The sequence below is a fragment of the Flavivirga spongiicola genome, from assembly GCF_030540825.1.
In the GTDB taxonomy this organism is placed as follows: Bacteria; Bacteroidota; Bacteroidia; order Flavobacteriales; family Flavobacteriaceae; genus Flavivirga; species Flavivirga spongiicola.
In genome coordinates, this window is record NZ_JAUOEO010000001.1 from 1,222,336 (window position 1) to 1,245,261 (window position 22,926).

Here is a 22,926-nt window from a genome sequence, read left to right on the forward strand (position 1 = left end):
AACCAATTAAAACTAAAATTATGTTTTCAAAAACAAATTTAATTTCAACGATTATTACCACCATTTGGGGATTTCTTGGCGGCTGGGTACTTTGGGGAATTATAGGTGATCCCATGCTGACAGATCATACTGTTACCTCTGGCCTTATGAAAGAAATGCCAGACATGGCTTTGCTAGCTGTTGGTTGTTTAATTGTAGGATTCGCATTTTCAACTATATATTCAAAATGGGACCGAGGTACATACAGCTTTTCTCATGGTGCTCAATTTGGTATATGGGTTGGTATTTTAATAGGCCTTGGTAGTGGGCTTATTGATCACTCAACATCTAATATTTTAGACCTACCCGGAACGATTATAAATGCCATTATTTATGTTATTCATTTTGCAATCATGGGTATTCTTGCGAGTTTAGTTTACGGAAAATTTGCTTCTGAAGATCAGTAATACCAATTCAAAAAGAAAAAGGCTATTAGAAAAGAAAAACGTTTGTCATATTGAGCTTGTCGAAATATTTTTTCTCTTTTGGAATGAATATCGGTTTCGACAAGCTCAACCTGACAACGTAATTGTAATGACTTTTCTAATAGCCTCTTTTACCTTATACGGTTAAAAGAAAACTATTTACTGATTTCCTTTTTTATAGTCTTCTAAAAATTTAGCTAAACCTATATCAGTTAACGGGTGCTTAAGCAACCCTTTAATTGACGATAAGGGTCCTGTCATAACATCAGATCCTAATTTAGCACAATCTATGACGTGCATGGTATGACGCACAGATGCTGCTAAAATTTGAGTATCGAAAGCGTAGTTATCATAAATTTGTCTAATCTCAGCTATTAAATTCAAGCCATCGGTAGAAATATCATCTAATCTACCAATAAACGGAGATACATAAGTAGCTCCCGCTTTTGCAGCCAACAATGCTTGCCCTGCAGAAAAAACCAAAGTTACATTGGTTTTTATTCCTTTATCTGAAAAGTATTTACAGGCTTTAATCCCATCTGCTATTAATGGCAATTTCACAACTATTTGTGGGTGTAAAGCTGCTAATTTTTCTCCTTCTGATACCATACCTTCAAAATCGGTAGAAATCACTTCTGCACTTACATCGCCATCAACTAAATCACAAATTTTTTGGTAATGTGCTAAAATATTCTCAGCTCCTGTAATACCTTCTTTTGCCATTAATGATGGATTTGTTGTCACACCATCTAAAACTCCTAAAGCTTGAGCTTCTGCAATATCACCGAGATTGGCCGTATCTATAAAAAATTTCATTTGCTTGTATTTATTATTTTATCTGTTTAAATCTATTTCTTTCAAAGGGCTAATACCACTTTACATTTGTATTTACCGTAATAAACCTCCCTTTTTTCCTTTCTATTTCAAAAGAAAAAGAAACCATAACAAAGGCTATGCTTTATTTTTATTATTCATATAAAGAAAAAAATCATCATTTTCTTTAACGACAAATACAAATGTAAAATGGTATAACATAATTAAATTTTAGCCATAGATGTCTCATTTAAATACTCAATTACATTTTGGCATACTTTTTCTCCTGTAAAACCAAACTTCTCATCTAAAACACCTGCAGGTGCTGAATAACCAAAATGATCGACTCCGAAAACCTTGCCATTTTCGCCTACAAGCCCTTGTAAATTCACTGGTAAACCTGCTGTTAAGCCATATAACGGTTTTCCCTTTGGAATAATACTTTCCTGATAGTCTTTAGATTGTAGTCTAAACACGCCTTCAGAAATTATTGAAGCAATATTCACTTTAATATTTTCTCTTTCTTCAAGTAGTTTTGCAGCTTCAATCAAGGTTGAAACTTCCGATCCGTTAGCAATTAAAACAACATCTGGGTTCTCAACTTCTTTCACTAAATATCCTCCTTTTTCTGCTGCTAAAGCTTCTTGATATCTTGATGAATCATTAGCTGGAATATCTTTAACCCCTTGTCTTGATAATATTAAACCTGATGGGGTATTACTGTTTTCTAAAGCCATTTTCCATGCTACAGCTGTTTCTGCTGAATCCGCAGGACGTAATGCTAAGAAACTATTTTTACCACTATGGTTTTTTAGTTTCTCTAACAATCTTATTTGCGCTTCTTGCTCTATCGGTTGATGTGTAGGACCATCCTCTCCAACACGAAATGCATCATGTGTCCAAACGTATTTTACACCTAATTCCTGAATACCACTTAAACGAATCGCTGGTTTCATATAATCTGAAAACACAAAGAAGGTTGCTACTACTGGAATAATACCACCGTGTAGTGCGATACCGTTTGCAATACATGCCATGGTTAGCTCGGCTACACCAGCCTGTAAAAATGATCCACTAAAATCTCCTTTTTGTAATGCATGCGTTTTCTTTAAAAACCCGTCGGTCTTATCACTATTGGATAAATCTGCCGAAGATACAATCATGTTCTCAACATGCTCTGCTAAATACCCAAGTACACTAGAAGATGCTGCTCTGGTAGCTAATCCAGCTTTATATTCAATAGATTCGAAATCTAAATCTGGAAGCTCTCCTGATAAAAAGTGATCTAATTTATCTGAAAGTGCTTTATTGTCTTGTCTCCAAGCTTCAATAACTGCTTTCTTTTCAGCCGCTTTTGCTGTTTTCTCTTTTATTAATGTGTCGTAAAACGCACTTACATCCTCATATTTATCAAAAGGGGCATCAGGATTAGCACCTAAATTCAATAAGGTTTTTGTATAATCTGCTCCTGTTTTACTAATCGGCTGTCCGTGTAATTCACAGTACCCTTCAAACATACTTCCGTCTGCAGTTACACAACCTTTCCCCATAATAGTTTTACCTATTATTAAGGTTGGTTTTTCAGTTTCGTTATTTGCATCTGTTAAAGCCTTTCTAATAGCATCATGATCATGTCCATCGATAGTAACAACCTTCCAGCCCCAAGCTTCATACTTCATGGCTGTATCTTCGGTAGTCACCTCATCTGTTGATGTTGATAACTGAATGTCGTTAGAATCGAAGAACATAATAAAATTGTTCAACCCTAAATGACCTGCAATTCTACCAGCACCTTGAGAGATCTCTTCTTGAATACCTCCATCAGAAATAAAGCCATATATTTTGTGGTTCATCCAATCTCCAAACCGTGCCTGTAAAAACTTTGCTGCGATGGCAGCTCCAACACCCATAGTATGTCCTTGTCCTAATGGTCCCGACGTATTTTCTATACCTCTGGCAACATCTACTTCTGGATGTCCAGGTGTTACAGACCCCCATTGCCTGAAGTTTTCAATATCTTTTTTCTCATAATTCCCTAAAAGGTAATACTGTGCATACATTAAAGTAGATAAATGCCCAGCATCCATAAAAAATCGATCTCTAAACGGCCATGTCATATCTGACGGATCGTAATTGAAGAACTCAGAATATAAGATGTGCATAAAATCGCCACCTCCCATAGGACCACCCGGATGTCCTGAATTCGCTTTTTCTACCATAGCTACAGCTAATGCTCTAATATTATCTGCCGCTTGCTGATCAATTGTTCTGTTCATTTTAAAATTATGGTTTACGTTTAATTTTACTTAATAGATTCCCAAAAATTAATTAAAGAAAAACATAGATTTTTATCTAAAAAATTCTCCTTTAACATAGTGGAAAAATATATTTTGCAAATATATAACCTTTAACCTGTTAGGTATTATTAAAATTGAATAATTTAATAACAACTGTTAATATGTTTGTTAAACGTATACTTTCTCTTAAGTAATAACTATAAATAATATGTTCTATGAATAAAAATAATATGTTTTGTCATTCAGAGCACAGCGAAGAATCTCATCATGTTCGGATCAAATGAAAACAAAGGATACACATATAACTATTACGCTTATATACTAATACTTATATACTAATAACCAATGAAACGAAAAGGAGTTTCAGATTCTTCAGTCGTTCCTCCTTCTGAATGACATAATGACTTCATTTTTCATGGGAGCAGTGTCATTCAGAGCATTCCGACAGTTGTCGGAGTCGAAGAATCTCACAATCTGATTTGCCTAATGGGATTCCTCCTTCGTCGGAATGACAAAATTGACACATTCTATCCATAATTTACTGACATTCCCCGGCAGGCAGTAAATCTCATAATTATAAGATTTCTCAAGTTTTCTTGACAACTAACTAACATTTACTCCTAAAGGCTAATTATTTTCCATGACTCCCATTAACTCTATAGAGAAGTTATCTTTTGCCTGTATATAGGCCGCTTTAGGAATAATAGTCGCTCCCACTTTTTTCTTCTCAAAGGATGCTGTCATACCAAAATCTATCTTTTTAAACCCAAGTTTGGTAGCTCGTTTGATTGTTTGATACAATAGCTGTCTATAAATCTGATGTTCATCGGTATAATTGTAATTCATACCAATAAAGGCAGGCGTATATGTCTCTCCCATATTTTTGTAACAAAACATAACCCCCACCGGAACATGTGAGTTCCCTTCGTTAAATGCCTCTTTTAAATACAACGTTAAAAACTCCCAATTAGGATGCTGCGACATCATTGTAAACAGCTTTTTCGGTAAGGGAAACATATTCAAAGCAAGATTATGCTTATTCACATTGTTATACAACTCGTAAAATTGATCTATTTGTTTTCGATTAGGTCCATCATTGTATACGACCTTAAAATGGTCTTCATAAGGTTTGATATCTTTTTTAAAGTGTTTTCTGGAGCGTGTGGATAATGACTCCGGATATTCATCCATGGTTTTCCAATAAAGGTCAAGTATTTGACACGAATCAGGCATTACTGTCTTAATGAACCCTTGTTGATGAAATAATTGACTAAGTTCATCATCGTGTTCAAAATCTCTTAACACCAACCAATTTGAGTTACATTGTTGCTCCAGATCTTCAATTTTATCTAACATCTGTTTCATTGCTAATTTCCAATGTGGATGAGATTTATCCAAATACAGATGTTCTCCTTCCGTAAACGGCGACCCCATACCCAACACTTTAGAAGTTAGATAATAAGGATCATTTTTTCGTATTTTCTCTAATTTAATAGAAACAGAAATTGGTGCAAGCATATCTTCTTTCCAAAGAGCATACGTAAAAAATGTAGCTAGTATAGGGGTATTCATTTCATCTTTAATTATGATATAGTGAAAGTCCCAGTTATTTTCATCACGCTCATTTTTCGTAAAAACGTTTTCAAGAAAAAGTAGGCCATCCCAATCAAAAGCGCCTTGTTTCCCCATAAGGTTGTTCCATTCATCTTTATCGATGTGTTGAATGGTGTTTTCATATCCAATACAAAATTCTTCAACGATCTGCTTTTTTGGCACCTCATTTAAAATGGGTAGTTTAAAAGCTATCCGTACTTTATCCGGAGTGGTATAGGTCTCTTCTAAAGCTTTTGGGTAATGATAAACCATAGCATCTACCAGACTTTTTATTTCTTCTGCCTGGTTATGTCTGGAAATAGTAATTCTCACGCCAGTATTCTTTACGGGTACTGCTGGAAATATTCCTAAATTCACAAAAAACCCTTCTTTCATCAATCTATTCACAAAATTATATCCAGTAATAGGCATTCCAGTACCTATATAGAATACCGGTGAATTATTTTGTTCAACTAAAGGCAAATCTGTATTTGCTAATAATGTATTAAACAACGTAATGCGCTCTAACAACTCATTTTGAAGCATATAAATCTCAGGAGAAAGATGAATATCGACGGACGCAATAGCTGCAGCAACAGAAGCAGGTTCTAATTGAGCTGAAAAAGTTAAAGGGCCTCCAAAGGTTTTAATTTTATGGTATCTTTTCTTATCAGTGCATACAGCAACTGCCCCACTAGCTCCAAAAGTTTTGCTTAACGTTCCAAACAATAATACATTATCGGGTAATTCATCCAGTTTACTAAGTACATAACCCGTTCCATTTCTACCTGCCCAGCTCATTCCGTGAACATCATCTAAATACAGGTGTAATTGTGGATATTTATTACATAGCTGCATAAGCTCATTTATGGGAGCAACATCTCCATACATAGAATAAACACCGTCTGCCATATACCAGATCTTTTTGTATTTAGAAGATAATTTTTTTATTTTATCTTCCAACATGCCCAGATGGCTGTGTCTAATCATCTCAATAGGTACACTACGGGTTTTAAGCACATTAGATGCGCTTTGCACACTCCAATGTACCTGATGATCTAAAATAATAGCATCTCCATCATTAACAACACTGGGAATAACTCCAAGATGCCCAAGCGTACTATTTTTTGTAATAATAACAGGAGCATTATACAACTGTGTCACTTTCTCTTCAAGTTTGCGATATAACGGATTTGAAATATAGCTTTTAGAAAGCGGAAACTGTGTTCCATATTTATAAATAGCATCCATGGCAGCTTCTTTTAAACGCTTGTCCTGTTCCAGACCTAAATAGCCTGTTGTTCCGAAATGAAAAAGATCTTTTTGCTTTACTCTTATTTTTCTACCCGTAAAACTATCTCCCTCTGCGTATAAATGTAATACGCCTTGTTTTTTTGCATCTGTAAATACCTCATTAACGGTATCCAAAAAGTTATTGTGCTTAATTTTTGCCATTTAATGGTACATTAGAAGGTTAGCGAAATTTAGATGAAGTTAGAGAAACCCATAAATTCGATTCATGGAAGCATATAAAACTATGAAAATTTATAACCTAACCTTATTATAATTCTTAGGATTCAAGAAAAAATCCCTTACAGATAAGTTTTTATCCCTCTCAGGTAAGTTTTATTTGGGTAAAAAAATATATTACATTTTTAATAACTCGGGAACAAAGCCACTAACCAACTGAGATACAAATAATTGAAACTTCCTGAGATTAAAAAAAATACTTTCTAAATTGTAAAGTAAAAAGTACATCAAAATTATTCCTAAGGGGTTAAAAAGTACGGTTTTACCCCAGCTAATTTAAAATAATTGTATTTATATTTGTTTTATAATAGTTTGTTTTGTTGTAACTTGTCTCACTTTACAAGAAAGGCATTTCTCTCTTAAATGAATTAAATTAATACAAATAATTAATAATAATACGTATATTTAAATTTAAATAAGTTATGAAATTTTCGAAACCCCCAAATTTTAAAATACTTTGAAAGACCTTATAGAAAACGAATACGCGAAGTTTTGGACAGAAAAAGACATCCTTTATTTTGTTTATAAAAAAGGAATCTCTATTGACCTGTCTGCAGCCATGAAAGTTGTAGAAGACCGACTTTTATTGCAACAAGGTAAAGCATTTCTAATCTTTTGTGATATGAGAGGTGTTAAAAGCGTAAATAAAAGTGCAAGGGACTACTTGGCCATAGAAGGTTCGGTCTTAATCAAAGCTGTTGCTTTATTAGTCAACAACCCATTGACCAATACCATATCTGGTTTTTATATTAAAACTAGTAATCCCGCTATCACGACCCAGGTCTTTACTAAAGAGGAAGAAGCTTTAGAGTTTCTAAATAACCTCAATAGTGAATAGTATATAAATTTGTAAAGCTTATACTCTCTTCCCGCTTTCAAATAAAATAGTCATTGATTTTTCCAGTTTTTAACTGTATATAAATGCATCAATAATTAAATCAACACAAAATGATGATGACATCTGTAATTTCAGTTTTATTCGTATTTTTTTAACCTAAATTTTAAAATAGTTTGATAGCCCATATAGAAATAGAAAATAAGTATGCTAAGTATTGGATTGAAGAGGACATCCTTTATTTTGTTTATAAAAAAGGAATCTCTATTGACCTGTCTGTAGCCATGAAAGTTGTAGAAGACCGACTTTCATTGCAACAAGGCAGGGAGTTTTTAATCTTTTGTGACGCCAGAGGCATTAAAAGCTTAAATAAAAAAGCAAGAGACTACTTTGCACTTGAAGGCTCAGTACTGATGAAAGCTGTGGCAATATTGGTCAATAATCCATTAAACAATGCCATCTTAAATTTTTATATTAAAACCAGTAACCCCACTATCAAGATTCAGACGTTTTTCGAAAAAGAGGAAGCTCTAGAATTTCTAAACAATCATAGATAGTTTTGACCAACGTGGATGTATATCCCTCTTATTTTTCTTGTTAAAAATAATATTAAATCTATTGAACATTAAATAAACCTAAATGTAGTAATCATGATCGATGATGAAACTAATAAGGAAAGAATAAAACAAATCCATACCATGCTTATGGAGTTTGCCAGTGGAAATTTCGCTTACAATATTGAAAGATCCAACTTGGATGATGATATTGAAGCTCTTATAGCGCTGGTCAACATGACCTTTCAGGAAATAAAATCCTCTTTTATCCATCAAGGTTATGCAAACCTAAATGAAACTTATAAGCATTTGGTTCAAATGTTCTTTGTGTTAGATCTGGAAGACACTATTATTGCTTTTAATTCTCGTATAAAACAAATGCTGTTTTTTGATGATCATGAGTTACAAGAAAAAGCATTTTCTACATTTCTAACTCAAGACTCAAAATTAGCTTGGAATGGTTTGAAATCTAAGTTAGCTCATACAAACCTAGATGCTCATGAGGAATTTATTGTACTATCCTTTAAAACCAAACAACAGTTAATTCTAACAACAAATTGCCTGGTAAGTAAATTTGTTGATCAGGTCAATCAATCGGAAAGAATCGTGATTACATCGATTGAAATTATTAAAAACAGTACGGAAAGGGATACTGAATTACGAAAAAAGGTGAGTTTGGGAAAAGATAAAGTAACAAAACGTCTCCAGACTGGTAATAAAAGCAAACAGTTAAACCTAAGTTTTTCTGATATTAAAAAAATCCGAGAAGTACATGACCATATTATAAACAATTTAGACAAACCACTAGCTCCATTGGTAGAATTAGCACATACCTTTGGAACCAATGAATACAAGTTAAAGTATGGATTCAAGCAATTATACGGGCAAACCGTTTTTCGCTTTTTAATAAATGAGAGACTGAGAAAAGCCAGTGTATTAATTCAGCATACGGATACGTCCATAAAAGAAGTGGCACATGTAACAGGCTTTATCAGTGCGCCCCATTTTTCTAAAGCTTTTAAGGAAAAATATGGTTTTACTCCAAGGGATTTGAGAAAACGACCCAATGACCATTTGGAATAATTAGTAAGAATTTTACATAAATTTTATTTCTTTAATGAAATAATTTTTATTTTTTTCAGTTTAAAATAGTATTAAATCTCTCGAACAATGAACTCATTTTGACTTTTAATGTTTAACCGAAAATGAGATAAAATTTGTCCAGATTAGGCACTTTTTGAAAGGCATAGCATCGCTATGGATAATAAAAGTAACGAAATAAGTGCGAATTTTAGCCATTCCTCCCGGCAGGCAGGTTTTAGGAAATAGAAAAAGTCAAAATGAGTTCAATAAATAAACCTATATATTTATGTACAACGATGAGACTAATAAGCAAAGAATAAAACAAATCCATACCATGCTTATGGAATTTGCCAGTGGAAATTTTTCATACAATATTGAAAGATCCAATTTGGATGATGATATTGAAGCCCTTACCGCACTGGTCAACATGACCTTTCAGGAAGTAAAATCCTCTTTTATCCATCAAGGTTATGCAAACCTAAATGAAACTTACAAGCACGTGGTTCAAATGTTCTTTGTATTAGATTTGGAAGACACCATTATTGCTTTTAATTCTCATATAAAACAAGTGCTGTTTTTTGATGATGATGAGTTACTAGAAGAAGTGTTTTCTACATTTCTAACTCAGGATTCAAAATTAGCCTGGAATGGTTTGAAATCTAAGTTAGCTCATACAAACCTAGATGCTCATGAGGAATTTATTGTATTATCCTTTAAAACCAAACAACAGTTAATTCTAACAGCAAATTGCCTGGTAAGTAAATTTGTTGATCCGGTCAATCAATTGGAAAGAATTGTGATTACATCTATAGATATTATTAAAAACAGTACGGAAAGGGAAACTGAATTACGAAAAATGGTGAGTTCCGGAAAGGATAAAAATAAAGCAACTAAGCACTTCCAGACCGGTAATAAAAGTAAACGGTTAAACCTAAGTTTTTCTGATATTAGAAAAATCCGAAAGGTACATGATCATATTATTAACAATTTAGATAAACCACTTGCTCCGTTGATAGAATTAGCACATATCTTTGGAACCAATGAATACAAGTTAAAGTATGGATTCAAGCAATTATACGGGCAAACCGTTTTTCGCTTTTTAATAAATGAAAGATTAAGAAAAGCCAGTATATTAATTCAACATACGGATACGTCCATAAAAGAAGTGGCACATGCAACAGGCTTTATAAGTGCGCCCCATTTTTCTAAGGCTTTCAAGGAAAAATATGGTTTTACTCCAAGGGATTTAAGAAAACAATCTGGTGATGTGTTAGGGTAGTTAGTTGTTAGGTGTTGGTTGTTGGTTGTTGGTTGTTGGTTGTTGGTTGTTGGTTGTTGGTTGTTGGTTGTTGGTTAAAATATTAAATCCCAAATGGTCACGAAGTAAAAAGTATTAAGTATTATTTACAAAGCTCTGGATTCTAGCTTCTAGCTTCTAGCTTCTAGCTTCTAGCTTCTAGCTTCTAGCTTCTAGCTTCTAGCTTCTAGCTTCTAGCTTCTAGCTTCTAGCTCAAAATACTAAATTCCAAATCAAAATAAAAAGTATTAAGTTCCGTCTTCCGTCTTCCGTCTTCCGTCTTCCGTCTTCCGTCTTCTAAATATCAAATTATCTACTGTTTACCACTAAAACCACCAACTGAACACTGAGACTGAACACTAAATACTCCATGTCTCGCTAAGAAGCAAAGGCTTGAAAATAGACTCTGGATTTCAAACCACACTTTAACAAACTGAACACTGCCTACTGCCAACTACATACTACATCCATCCTTTTCAGACAAGTTTTAATCCATTTGAGTTAAGTTTTATCTTCGATATTTGTTCTATAGTTGTTAGTTAGTTAGTTGTCTTTTCAACTTCGGTTGCGTATGGTCTCCATTATTAGGGTTTTGGAGATTAAGCGTAACTGATTTTGAAAAGAACAAAATATAAAGTATTGGACACCAAGTTCATAGCATCAATTGATAATCATATTGCTACCCATTAACCTGAGCTTGACTATTATTTTACTCAAATTCAACATGTTAACTATATCTATGTCAGATAGAACCTTTCGTCTTAGCTCAAGACAGACTAAAGTCGAGGTCTATTTAATATCTGGAAAGTCAACAACCTCTCTACTTTAATTTATCTTGAGTACTTCGACTGCACTCAGCATAAACTGGAGACAAAAGGTTCGAGAAGACAAATAGAACATATGTGCTTTTGTTTACTATAACTATAAAATGGTTGCTAACAAAACGATTTTTATTTTTAATGTAAGAACGATGTGCCATACAGATCATGTAATTAATTCATTACAAAACAATTAACTAAAATTTAAACGTGTGAAATATTGTTTTTTTGTACTAACAATGCTCTATCAAACCATATCTTTCGCACAAACGAAACCGTTTAAAATTTCCGGAACTTTAATTGCAGAATCTGATAAAACTCCTTTAGAAGCTGCAACTATTTATTTAAAACGTGTTAAGGATAGCTCATTAGTTACCTATACCATTTCAGACAAAAATGGCAAGTTTTCTTTGGAAGGCAAAACAGCAGATACCCGTTTAAACTTTTACATCTCTTATGTTGGATATCAAACCTATTATCAAACTATTCATTTAGATCAGGAATCCATTAATTTAAACACCGTTGGACTGAAAACAGATCTTAATGCATTAGAAGAAATCTTTATAAAAGTTAGCCCTCCGGTGGTCATAAAAAAAGACACTTTAAAGTTCAATGCGGCGGCTTTTAAAACTAAAAAAGATGCCAATGTTGAAGATTTATTAAAGCAACTACCAGGTGTAGACATTAATGAAGAAGGGAAAATAACTATAAATGGTAAAGAAGTGGATAACATTCTAGTCAATGGAAAACCTTTTTTCAGCAATGATCCCACTATAACGACCAGGCATTTAAGCAAAGAAATCATTGAGAACATTCAAATTACAGATACAAAAACCAAGGCCGAAGCTTTTGCCGGAGACGAAGGAGATAAAGAGAAAAAAACGATCAATCTCGTCATAAAAAAAGAAAATAATGATGGTGTTTTTGGACAAGTTGCAGCTGGTGCAGGAACCAATAAGCGTAATAAGTTTGCCGGTATGCTTAATCTTTTTGATAATGATCAGCGTATTAGTCTCCTTACAGGAGGGAACAATATCAATTCGCCCGGATTTAGTTTCGGAGGTGGCCTTACCAGCGGACAAGGCATTACAGTATCTCAAAATTATGGCGTCAATTATGTCGATAAATTAAAAGAAAAGAGTGACATCTCTGCTAATTATTTTTTCTCTAATAGCCGTACAGAAAATGAGAGCACCATACAACAAGAAAATATTCTCCCCGATTCAAGATATCATTCCAATTCTAATACAAAATCATATCATGAAGGGGATAATCATAATGTTCGTTTAGGGTTCAACATTGAAGTGGATTCTACACTTTTAATCAATATAAACCCATCATTTAATGGTACCAAAAACAAAACAGAAAGCACTTCAAATGAGGCATCCAGAAATGAAGAAAACACTTTAACAAATCAATCCAGTACATCTTCATTTTCAGAGACTTTAAATAAGAATTTCAGTAATCGTTTAAGTATTACAAAACGATTTGGTAACAACGGCACCTATTTAAGATTCAATATCTCAAATAAATATAACGTTACAGAGTCTGAAAACTATTTAAATTCTGAAACCGCTATTTTTGGAACGAATCCGGAAACCATTAATAGAAATCAATTTACGGATGGCGACCAAAAATCAAAAGGACTCAATACCAATGTATCCCTCAGATGGCCGTTAATAGCAAAAGCATTATTTTTAGATCTTAAATTTAATTACAGAAACGACAAACAGGAAAATATAAAGCGTACTTACGCTTTTGATCCGGACACACAAGATTTCACTTTATTTGATGAAGCCCTAAGTACAGATTTTGAATATACGAACACAAGAAGCACACCTGCTTTAAGACTCACTTATAAAAAAGAAAAATGGTCTGCCAGTTCTGAAGTAGGTTATGTATATAGAACTTTAGAGCATATCGATTTTTTAAGACCCCAGTTAAGTTTAACACGTGATTTTGAAACCATAGAGCTACGGTCTCATTTTCAGTATCAATTTAACCCAAAATCATATGTATACGCCAGCTATGGTTTAGATAACACGCCGCCACAATTATCGCAATTAAATCCCTTTCAAGATGTCACTAACCCCTTAAATACGATAATTGGAAACCCTAACTTAAAACCGACAAATACGCATAGTTTTTATTTTGGGTACAATACATTCAACTTTCAAAAACGCAGTGGTTTCTTTAGCCACGCCTATGCTAATTTAAGCAACAATCAAGTAGTTACTAAAACAACTATTGATGACAATTTTGTACGAAACACAAGCTATGCTAATGTAAATGGAGGGTATAGTTTAAATGTTGGCAGTAGCTATAATAAAACGGTGAAAATAGACAGTTTAAAAACACTTAAATATAGTGTAGGTCTGTCTGCAAGTACAAACAGAGCGGTTAACTTTAATAATGCCGTACAATATGCTTCAAACAATACAGCTCTAACACCCCATGTAGGGATCACCTTTGCGTGGGATGCTATTATGAGGGTGGTGCCAAATTATAGACTATCGTTTAACAAAACTACATTTGATCTGGACGATTTTAAAGATCAGGAGTTTATCAATCATTCGGCCGGATTACAAATAACAACATTTGTTCCTAAAAAATTTGAATGGCGGCACGACATTAGTTTTAATTATAATCCAAATGTTGCTGAAGGTTTTCAAAAAAGTGCCTGGTTTTGGAATACGACCTTAGCCTATTCTATGTTCAAAGACCAAGGGACTTTGTCTTTAAAAGTTTACGATTTATTAAATCAAAACACAAACGCCAGACGTATCGCCACTCAAAATTATATCCGGGATTCTCAAAGCAAGGTTCTTAAACAGTACTTTATGCTAAGTTTTAGTTGGAAGTTTAATAATTTTTAGAGAATATGCTCATCTATATCTTCAAACAAGACGTCACGTCAAATCAATCGTCATTGTGAAGCCGTCTGTCAGAAGCTATGGTATATCCAGATCTTTTATAAGAACATTTATTTTTATGCTCTTAATACATTGAATCATTAGTTCATTTCTTTTATCCAGATCTTTTTTGCATTGCCCAAAAAAGAAACAAAAAAGTCTAGCCTTGGGTTTTTCGGCGGTCAAATGAGTTTTTAATGTCTAAAAGAAATGAACTCGCACTATGTTAATTTCTAGCTTGCAAACGCTATCTCCCAAACAACCTTCCCTGATCGTTTGTTTTCTTTTGGCAAAGCTCAAACAGCATTTCTTTTTTAACGCCATCTTCAAACATTTGACGCTCGCCTACAAACCCTAGGGCGTTTTATCTACGATTCATGTTTTGATTATTTTATTAACAGATTAATATTTGTGGGTATATTATAACTGCCAACAGACAGGGAGGAGCAATAAGTCTGCACTGAACCTTTTTGGCTTTTAGTTTATACTGAGAAGCCGAAGTACTCAAGACAAGCTAAAGTGTAACAATCTTTTATTGAGAACTCAAAACAATTCTGTCCTAAATAAATTTAAATTTTATAATTGAAATCATTAAGTTGAATAGGAACTTGGTCAGACTTCAGAAATAATGAGCGTAAAGCGGAAGTGCCAAGCGCAGCTTGAAGCATGTAGCTTTCTAAGCGAATGGTGCGCAGCAATTTCCTATGTCTGACTTGATTTTTTTGGCTCGGTTTATCCTGAGCAAAGTCGAAGGGTTTTTTTATCAAGAAAAAAATGAACATAGATTATAAAAAATAAACTTCTATTTTAAGTTTTAGCTCACAACAAACTAATAATACAACTCTTAAATAAAACCTTACAAAACGTTTAGGATGCTATTGAACTCAAAATATAAATTGAAGTAAACTCACAAACAGATTCTCACATTTTGACTACGCTCAATGCAGGCAGTCGCACTCTGATACTCCTCAGAATGACCTCATTCTTTTTGACAAAACCAGTATAATATCGTTAAACCCGCATTATGCATTAGAACTTCGTCATGAGACTTGTAAATACAATAAAGCCTAATACTTTCTTGATTTCAGCATAGCACCACTATGGTTAAATCAAAAAGTATAGCGAAGCACTAGGTTTTGAAGTAGTTTCAAGACGTAATAGATTTTCTAATGAATAATGCGGGTTAAATCCTTTTCAGATAAGTTTTAATCCATTTGGATTAAACTATATCATCGATATTTGTAATGGTTAGTAATTTTTGTCTTTTTGACTTCGGTTGCGCCCAATCACCATTTACTGGAATTCTACTGATTGCGCGTAGCCGAAACAAAAAATATTCTTTTTTGTTTCAAATATTCATAAGTCAACGTGAATAATATTTAAAAGTTATAAAATAATTTCGAGTGAAATTCAAAAAGAATTTAGCATTGATAAAAATTCTGTCATAAATAAATTTGGAGGCTAAATTTTATAATTGAAGTTAATAAAGAATTTTTTGAAACGAACTATTCTCGAAGCAGAACCATAGAGGTATTTCGTTCATTTCATACCCAATCAAGTTGAGCACAAAGTTTTGGCCTTTGGGTCAAAAATCAAAATTCTGTATTTAGATTCCCGCCTTCTCGGGAATGACAATTTCAACGGAAACCCCGAGACAGAGCCTCGAGGAATTCTTTTCGATTAAGTTGAATAGGAACTTGGTCAGACTTCAGAAATAGTGAGCGTAAAGCGGAAGTGCCAAGCGCAGCTTGAAGCATGTAGCTTTCAAAGCGAATGGTGTGTAGCAATTTCCTATGTCTGACTTGATTTTTTTGGCTCGGTTTATCCTGAGCAAAGTCGAAGGGTTTTTTTATCAAGAAAAAAATGAACAGAGGCCATAAAAAACATCTCCATTTTAATTTTCAACTCATAAAGGAGCATTATTACTACCCTCAAAAGAACACTTTAAAAAACATTTAAGACACTATTGACCGAGAAACATTTCTGTCATAAATAAATTTGGAGCCAAATTTTATAATCGAAGTCAATAAGCCGAATAGAAACTCGGTCAGACTTCAGAAATAATGAGCGTAAAGCGGAAGTGCCAAGCGCAGCTTGAAGCATGTAGCTTTCTAAGCGAATGGTGCGCAGCAATTTCCTATGTCTGACTTGATTTTTTTGGTTCTTTTTTTTATCAAGAAAAAAATGAACAGAGATCATAAAAAACATCTCCATTTTAATTTTCAACTCATAAAGGAGCATTATTACTACCCTCAAAAGAACACTTTAAAAAACCTTTAAGACACTATTGACCGAGAAACATTTCTATCATAAATAAACTTGGAGGCCAAATTTTATAATCGAAGTCAATAAGCCGAATAGAAACTCGGTCAGACTTCAGAAATAATGAGCATAAAGCGGAAGTGCCAAGCGCAGCTTGAAGCATGTAGCTTTCAAAGCGAATGGTGTGCAGCAATTTCCTATATCTGACTTGATTTTTTTGGCTCGTTTTATCCTGAGCAAAGTCGAAGGGTTTTTTTATCAAGAAAAAAATGAACAGAGATCATAAAAAATAAACTAAGATCATAGAGCGAGTTCTTTTTATCTGTGGTTGGGGTTTCTCCATAGCATTTTAAACAGAATTTTAGTAAGTCTATACTTTCATGCCGGCCAGACAGATTTGATTCTTTTCGCTGCAATGGCAAAAAAGTATAATATATTCATTAATATTCAGCTATAAATACAAGTGTTCCCTGAAGTCAAAACAAAAAGACATACTGCTACCCATAGATTGTTATACCTAAATATTTAGCATAAAAGGTATTAAACCCAAAGATCCCGCTTTTCCAGCAGGATTAGCCCCGCCTTGGGCGGGACAGGTTCAACTATCTGTTTTGAATGCGTTGCTTCGCAACTTTTAAAAACAGAGTTTTCCTGCCACGCAATAAGCGTGGACTAATAAAACCAAGTTAAAAGACATCCTTTTCAGACAAGTTTTAATCCTTTTAAATTAAATCTTATCATCGATATTTGTTACGGTTAGTAATTTTTGTCTTTTTGACTTCGGTTGCGCCCAGTCCCCCATTTTATTGGAATTCTACAGATTGAGCGTAGCCGAAACAAAAGATCTCGCTGGATACTGAAACAAGTTCAGCACATGAAGCGAGATTAGTTCAACTACTAATTTTGAAGACACTGCTTCGCAACTTTTCAAAATTGAGTTTCACTAATAAAATATTATATTAAGTTTTGCTTAGAAATCTAATCATTTTTTTTAAGTCAAAACTCAAAAAACATGTTCCTACACATAGACTGTTACACCTAATATATTTAACATAAAAGATGTTAAATCTAAAGACCCCGCTGGAAAAGCGGGATTAGTTCAACTATCTATTTTGAATGCATTGCTTCGCAACTTTTCAAAATAGAGTTTTCCTGCCACGCCATAGGCGTGGACTAACAAAACCAGACTTATAAGACATCCTTTTCGGACAAGTTTTAATCCTTTTAAGTTAAGTCTTATCATCGATCTTTGTTTAGTCTGATATCTAATTTCGGTTGCGCCCGATCGCCTTTTTTTATAGGGATTCTTGGGGATTGAGCGTAGCTGAAATTTATCCTATAACTTCAAATAAGGTACGAATTTATATTTATAATGCCTAATAAATAAAGAAAATATTTGTATTTTCTTACTTTAATCGACCTCAATTTCTAAGTGAATCAAAAAAGACAATTCTATACTCTGAGTCATTTATATCAATCTAAATTCTTTTTTTTCATTTAGTTAAACCCACAATTAAATAACGGAATGTCAGTCCGAGCTTGTCGAGGACTATTCTCGCTTATCTGGATGTTCATATTCAGTATAGTTTTTAGAAAACTCAATTAAATCATTCCAATTCTCATCAATTAGCGCTTCTTTTTTTCGTTGAGACCACCCTTTAATTTGTTTTTCAATTTTAATAGCTTCCGATGGGTTAGTACACTGCAAATACCATTTTAGTTTGATTGGTCGTCTTGAATACGTTTAATACCAATTTAGGCGTAAAATCCCGCATGTCGCCTCGTTCTTTTTAAATCTAAATGCCTTGTTCATAAATTCCGTAATGATGTTATGCAATCTAATCACAGCGTTTTTAGATTTTAATATAACATCGGCTTTAATACGGCATTTTACGCCCAAATTGGTATAGCTATCTTTTCTATAACCAGACTCATGTTGGTTAATTCTTCTTTCTAAATTGTTAGTCATTCCTGTGTAATAGGTTTTGTCTGAACAAAGTAATATATATACGTAATAAAATTTCATTTTAATTTCAATTTGTGCTTCGACCCTTCGACAAGCTCAGGGTGACATCGGAACTTCTTTTTGTCTCAATTGTTTCGACTAGCTACCATTGGTCTATTTTTAAATCATTTTTTCGAGTAAATTACAAATATATTATTCCATAATCTAAATAAAGAATTTCTTGAAATGAACTATCCCGAGGCAAGCCGTAGGGGGTATTTCGCTCGTTTCTTTTTGACCTAATGGTCAAAAACCGAAATTCTGTTATTTAGATTACTCATGCATTTTATCTCATTAAATAGGAAATCGTGAATGCTTTGCATTTCCGGCTTTATTCATTGTTTTTTATTTTATAATAATGAATTCATGAATCTTTCGATTTCACGGGAATTATAATTTCAATGGAAACCCCGAGGCAAGCCTACGGAGAATTCTTTGCGATTAAAACTCAACACAGGTTTCGACATGACAACCAGGTTCTATTTTACATTCTGAGTCATTTCGAACACAGTGAGAAATCACATAATTAATGGCTAAACCTTGATATTTTCAAGTCTTATATAATTCAAAAAACGACTCTGATGAGATAATTACTAATAAATTACAACTAAAGGATAAGCCTGATATTTAGACAGATACTGAAACAAGTTCAGCATTAATTCAACTTACAATTTTGAGTTCGTCTTATAGACTTCTCAAAATTGAGTTTCATTAATTAATCCCTCTCAGACATTTTTATCTCCCTTTAAGCTAATTTGCATCACTTACATTTGTGACAGATTTAAATTTCATACAATAATCCCCCTAAGCTGGGTAGTACTAATTTGTAGTTGTCCTGAATTTACTTTTCAAATTAATCTACCCAGTTTTAATACACTAATAAAATATAACGAAAGTGTAAATCTGAGATTTAGCTCAATGCTGAAATACTGAAACAAATTTAGCACAGAATTTCACTAGATGCTGAAACTAGTTCAGCACTTAGGGTTCAGCATTAATTCAACTTACGACTTTGAGTATGTCTTGCAGACATCTCAAAATTGGGTTTCATTAATCCCTCTAAGACAAGTTATCATCCTTTTTAAATAAGTTTTATTTGCGATTTTTGTAAGAAGTTACCCCAAATAATAAAAAAGCAATGGTACAACGCGTATTTACACATAAAAAGACCAACAAGAAACTCATAGCATTTGATGACAGGGAATTTGAAATGGAAAATCCTATTAAACAATATGGAAATCATGTTATTGTAAAACAAATGATTTTAAATGGGGTTCCAAAAGCCGAAATGACTGGTGAAAAACCTTTTACTGCTTCAAGTAGCGACATATTTAAAAGCGCTCACTTACATTGGCTAAACCTAAAAAGTGACTTTCAAAAAATAAATATTCCAGGAAATTTAATGCAGCTTTTAAAAACCGATATAAAAACGGATCAAGAAAAATTACCAGAGCTATTTCTACTTCCTCAGGAAGTTTTAACGGCTTTTATTTTTAAGGGGTATCATGAGTTTGGCTATACATTAAGCCAATATATTTCAAGGGATTACAAAAAAGGCTCAAAATCGGTAGCCAAAATCATCGATTGTGGTGTCCACTGGTATTGCTTTCTAACCACTTCTAATGATCTCAAAAAAAACATCGTAAAGTTTCATTACCTATCCAATACCTTTGGTATAGATAGAGCTGATCTTGTTAAACAAATAAAATCAGGCGAATCCTTTTCCAAATTAAACAACCTATCTCTAATTACTTTATAATAATATTGTAATGAAGTGTTAAAGATTTACTGTAACACCCCAAAAAAAGCCAGAGCCATATCTTTTCTTAAATTTTTAGAATTCTTTTCAAAAAACAAGTGTGTTCTGGTTTTTTTCTTTTTAACTGAAAAATAATAGTGTTCAACTAGATTGAGTCTTTGTGTTATTTGGCAACGATTTGTCATTTCGAACACAGTGAGAAATCCCATCCTAAAGGTATCTGATATGACATTGGAAAGTATATATTAAATACATTTATTATGAAAACAATATTTTTTAAAATCGTTTCACCTACTTTTGCTTTAATGTTAGCTGTAATTACTTCTCTTGCTTTTTCTTCTGTTGAAAATGGTATAACAAAAGATTGTCCAATTACCAAAGCTTAGTATCACCATGGGCCTGACGACATGTGTATGCTGGTAGAACCTGTTAAATGTGATACTGTTGATCATGATCTTGGACTTTGTACTGTTACCATACTTAATAAAACTGAACAATTATATGGTAAAGACTATAATGGATCTTGTGCTAATATTATTTTGTACAAGTGTAATCCATAATAGTAGTTTATAATAATCAGAAAACACATTTTGGTCATTAAAACTGAAAAATTAAAATGATAATAGACTTTGAGAACCATTTGTCATTTCGAACGCAGTGAGAAATCTCATAATACAAAAACATCAAGATTATGTGATATTTTGATCGTTTCCCATTTTAACATAGCACTTAAAAAAGAATAAAAAGTAACAATTTGTCGTTTCGGCTGAGTGAAGCATGAGCCTTTCGACTCCGCTCAAGGTAAACTTTCAAGAAATCTCGACCTAGCAATATCTCATAAAAAAGTTACTCTATCTTTTGTTATCTATAAGGTTCGGAATGTTTCTTAAAAAATTATCTATTAGCATTTATAAAAAATATAAATTAGAGATCCCGCCTGAGGCGGGATTAGTTCGGCTTACAACTTTAAACGAGTCCTGCAGGACTCGTTTAAAGTTGTAAGCCGAACTAACAAATCCCTCTAAGGCAAGTATTTATCCATTAAAAATAAATTTTATCTCGCACCTTTGTAATATTAATAAACAACTCATTATTAATGATTATGAAAATTCATAGTAAGTATAAAAATGTTCTGTTAGAATTTATTTGTTTCCTGTATATACTCCTATTTGTATATGCAGCATTGAGTAAATTACTGGTTTTTGATGAGTTTAAGATTCAGATAGGGCAATCTGCTATGCTTACACCTTTTGTAGGTATCGTAGCCTGGGTGATACCCTCCCTTGAGATCCTGATCTCCTTACTAATACTTATTCCACGGTTTAGGTTATTAGGAATGTATGCTGCCTTTAGTCTTATGGTTATGTTCACCGCTTATATTTTTATTATTTTAAACTTTAGCAATGATATTCCCTGTTCTTGTGGGGGGGTTCTTGAAAAACTAGGATGGACAGAACATTTAACCTTTAACATCGCTTTTGTTCTTTTAGCCTTTACAGGGATACTCATTATAAACGGACAAAAAAATTATCCAACCCCAAAATTTGCTTAATAATGACAAAAAAAAAGCTTTATATATCTCTTTTAATTTGCACCATTGGTAGTATAGGTCTTATGACTCTTTTATTTGCCTTTACACAAAAAGAACTACAGCGAGACACTAGCTTTCTTCGTGGATTCTTGCCTACCCCTCCAAACAAAGTCCATCAACTAGATCTCGAATACAACGGTTATTATATTGCCGGAACTGCCGAGGACAAGATTTACCTGAGCAACACAAAGTCTCCATTATATCTCATAGCAATAGACACAGCACTCCAAAATAAACAGGAAATTCATTTAACTATAGATCAGGATAGCCTGCCACTTCGCTCTCCACAGGTACGGGTGATATCACCTTATTTCTTTTTGATGGACGGCACCATTCCTTATGTCCTTAGAGGAAACACTACAGATTGGAAAGCTTATTCCATATTGGAAAACCGACTTTATTTCACCAATGCTGAACCCATAGACTCGACTACTTTAGCCATACGAACCATAAGTAAGAAGACTCAAGAATTTACTCTGGGTACCATACATCTTTCAGACTCATCTAAAATGACGCTCTCCCATAAACTTTTACAAAAACAAGTAGATGGTATTTTTGATGTCGATGGCACTCTTCAATACAATCGACAGAGAAAGCAGTTGATATACACCTACCGCTATCGCAATCAATATATTGTGGCTAATGACAGTCTGGAATTACAATTTCTTGGAAAGACTATAGATACCATTAGCCAAGCTCAAATAAAAATAGGTACTATATCTTCTAAAAATCAACAAAAAATGGCAGCACCTGCTCTTAAGGTGAATAAATACAGTGCGACCTCTGGGAATTACCTATTTGTAAATTCCAAACTGCTTGGAAACAGAGAATCTCTGATATTATGGAAAAAATCATCTGTCATTGATGTGTACAATATTGTGGATAATAGCTATAAATTTAGCTTTCATGTGGAGGATATCGGGGAAAACAAACTTAAATCATTTTATGTACTGGATGATAAATTTATAGGTCTCATTGGGAATCATATTGTTATTTATCAATTAAGGAATCTTTTTAATAACATAAAACCTTCTTCCTTAACCAATCAAAACAATAAACAAAAAACCCAAAACTTAAACTCCAATACCAAAAAAAATAAACACTGAAATATCG

At 33.4% G+C, this 22,926-nt stretch carries 15 protein-coding genes; 10 read left to right on the top strand and 5 right to left on the bottom strand.

Annotated features, from left to right (window positions below):
• The first annotated feature begins 20 nt into the window (after nt 1–20).
• Nucleotides 21–446: a hypothetical protein gene (locus Q4Q47_RS04700; RefSeq protein WP_303305491.1), complete on the top strand. Its 426-nt coding sequence runs from the start codon at nt 21–23 to the stop codon at nt 444–446.
• 177 nt (nt 447–623) lie between these two features.
• Here Q4Q47_RS04700 and fsa read toward each other — a convergent pair whose 3' ends face one another.
• The 3 genes from fsa to Q4Q47_RS04715 all read right to left on the bottom strand — a co-directional run bounded on the left by fsa (nt 624) and on the right by Q4Q47_RS04715 (nt 6,622).
• Entirely contained in the window at nt 624–1,280 is a 657-nt protein-coding gene (gene fsa / locus Q4Q47_RS04705) for a fructose-6-phosphate aldolase (RefSeq protein ID WP_303305492.1), read from the bottom strand.
• A gap of 221 nt (nt 1,281–1,501) precedes the next feature.
• Nucleotides 1,502–3,553 (bottom strand): transketolase family protein, encoded by a 2,052-nt coding sequence (locus Q4Q47_RS04710; RefSeq protein ID WP_303305493.1) that lies wholly within the window; start codon nt 3,551–3,553, stop codon nt 1,502–1,504.
• 648 nt (nt 3,554–4,201) lie between these two features.
• Complete coding sequence (locus tag Q4Q47_RS04715; protein WP_303305494.1) at nt 4,202–6,622, bottom strand: aminotransferase class I/II-fold pyridoxal phosphate-dependent enzyme; 2,421 nt, start codon at nt 6,620–6,622, stop codon at nt 4,202–4,204.
• A 532-nt stretch (nt 6,623–7,154) separates the two neighbouring features.
• On the opposite strand from Q4Q47_RS04715, the gene Q4Q47_RS04720 reads away from it, so the two are divergent.
• From Q4Q47_RS04720 to Q4Q47_RS04740, 5 genes are all read left to right on the top strand, one after another.
• Nucleotides 7,155–7,535: a DUF7793 family protein gene (locus tag Q4Q47_RS04720; protein WP_303305495.1), complete on the top strand. Its 381-nt coding sequence runs from the start codon at nt 7,155–7,157 to the stop codon at nt 7,533–7,535.
• A gap of 173 nt (nt 7,536–7,708) precedes the next feature.
• Nucleotides 7,709–8,089: a DUF7793 family protein gene (locus Q4Q47_RS04725; protein WP_303305496.1), complete on the top strand. Its 381-nt coding sequence runs from the start codon at nt 7,709–7,711 to the stop codon at nt 8,087–8,089.
• Between the two features lie 93 nt (nt 8,090–8,182).
• The gene (locus Q4Q47_RS04730; protein WP_303305497.1) at nt 8,183–9,169 is read left to right on the top strand and encodes a helix-turn-helix domain-containing protein; all 987 of its coding nucleotides are present in this window, start codon (nt 8,183–8,185) and stop codon (nt 9,167–9,169) included.
• Between the two features lie 286 nt (nt 9,170–9,455).
• Complete coding sequence (locus Q4Q47_RS04735; RefSeq protein ID WP_303305498.1) at nt 9,456–10,448, top strand: helix-turn-helix domain-containing protein; 993 nt, start codon at nt 9,456–9,458, stop codon at nt 10,446–10,448.
• 1,048 nt (nt 10,449–11,496) lie between these two features.
• Nucleotides 11,497–14,160, top strand: a complete 2,664-nt coding sequence (locus Q4Q47_RS04740; RefSeq protein WP_303305499.1) for an outer membrane beta-barrel protein — start codon at nt 11,497–11,499, stop codon at nt 14,158–14,160.
• A gap of 3,847 nt (nt 14,161–18,007) precedes the next feature.
• On the opposite strand, the gene Q4Q47_RS04745 is transcribed toward Q4Q47_RS04740, so the two are convergent.
• The gene (locus Q4Q47_RS04745; RefSeq protein WP_303305500.1) at nt 18,008–18,166 is read right to left on the bottom strand and encodes a GIY-YIG nuclease family protein; all 159 of its coding nucleotides are present in this window, start codon (nt 18,164–18,166) and stop codon (nt 18,008–18,010) included.
• Nucleotides 18,167–18,202: 36 nt separating this feature from the next.
• The gene (locus Q4Q47_RS04750; protein WP_303305501.1) at nt 18,203–18,484 is read right to left on the bottom strand and encodes a GIY-YIG nuclease family protein; all 282 of its coding nucleotides are present in this window, start codon (nt 18,482–18,484) and stop codon (nt 18,203–18,205) included.
• A 1,117-nt stretch (nt 18,485–19,601) separates the two neighbouring features.
• Between Q4Q47_RS04750 and Q4Q47_RS04755 the strand changes: the two genes are divergently transcribed.
• The 4 genes from Q4Q47_RS04755 (at nt 19,602) to Q4Q47_RS04770 (ending at nt 22,919) form a co-directional block, all read left to right on the top strand.
• A complete protein-coding gene (locus Q4Q47_RS04755; protein ID WP_303305502.1) occupies nt 19,602–20,222 on the top strand; it encodes a hypothetical protein in 621 nt (206 codons plus the stop codon).
• A gap of 260 nt (nt 20,223–20,482) precedes the next feature.
• Entirely contained in the window at nt 20,483–20,608 is a 126-nt protein-coding gene (locus Q4Q47_RS04760) for a hypothetical protein (RefSeq protein WP_303305503.1), read from the top strand.
• A gap of 716 nt (nt 20,609–21,324) precedes the next feature.
• Nucleotides 21,325–21,774 carry a MauE/DoxX family redox-associated membrane protein gene (locus tag Q4Q47_RS04765; RefSeq protein ID WP_303305504.1) on the top strand — a complete coding sequence of 150 codons (450 nt, stop codon included), beginning with the start codon at nt 21,325–21,327 and terminating at the stop codon, nt 21,772–21,774.
• 2 nt (nt 21,775–21,776) lie between these two features.
• The gene (locus tag Q4Q47_RS04770) at nt 21,777–22,919 is read left to right on the top strand and encodes a hypothetical protein (protein WP_303305505.1); all 1,143 of its coding nucleotides are present in this window, start codon (nt 21,777–21,779) and stop codon (nt 22,917–22,919) included.
• The last annotated feature ends 7 nt before the right edge of the window (nt 22,920–22,926 follow it).

What these genes read in the sequence shown, in the direction of transcription:
- Q4Q47_RS04700 (WP_303305491.1), top strand. Translation starts at nt 21, where the DNA reads ATGTTTTCAAAAACAAATTTAATTTCAACGATTATTACCACCATTTGG.
- fsa (WP_303305492.1), bottom strand. Translation starts at nt 1,280, where the DNA reads ATGAAATTTTTTATAGATACGGCCAATCTCGGTGATATTGCAGAAGCT.
- Q4Q47_RS04710 (WP_303305493.1), bottom strand. Translation starts at nt 3,553, where the DNA reads ATGAACAGAACAATTGATCAGCAAGCGGCAGATAATATTAGAGCATTA.
- Q4Q47_RS04715 (WP_303305494.1), bottom strand. Translation starts at nt 6,622, where the DNA reads ATGGCAAAAATTAAGCACAATAACTTTTTGGATACCGTTAATGAGGTA.
- Q4Q47_RS04730 (WP_303305497.1), top strand. Translation starts at nt 8,183, where the DNA reads ATGATCGATGATGAAACTAATAAGGAAAGAATAAAACAAATCCATACC.
- Q4Q47_RS04735 (WP_303305498.1), top strand. Translation starts at nt 9,456, where the DNA reads ATGTACAACGATGAGACTAATAAGCAAAGAATAAAACAAATCCATACC.
- Q4Q47_RS04750 (WP_303305501.1), bottom strand. Translation starts at nt 18,484, where the DNA reads ATGAAATTTTATTACGTATATATATTACTTTGTTCAGACAAAACCTAT.
- Q4Q47_RS04755 (WP_303305502.1), top strand. Translation starts at nt 19,602, where the DNA reads ATGGTACAACGCGTATTTACACATAAAAAGACCAACAAGAAACTCATA.
- Q4Q47_RS04760 (WP_303305503.1), top strand. Translation starts at nt 20,483, where the DNA reads ATGAAAACAATATTTTTTAAAATCGTTTCACCTACTTTTGCTTTAATG.
- Q4Q47_RS04765 (WP_303305504.1), top strand. Translation starts at nt 21,325, where the DNA reads ATGAAAATTCATAGTAAGTATAAAAATGTTCTGTTAGAATTTATTTGT.
- Q4Q47_RS04770 (WP_303305505.1), top strand. Translation starts at nt 21,777, where the DNA reads ATGACAAAAAAAAAGCTTTATATATCTCTTTTAATTTGCACCATTGGT.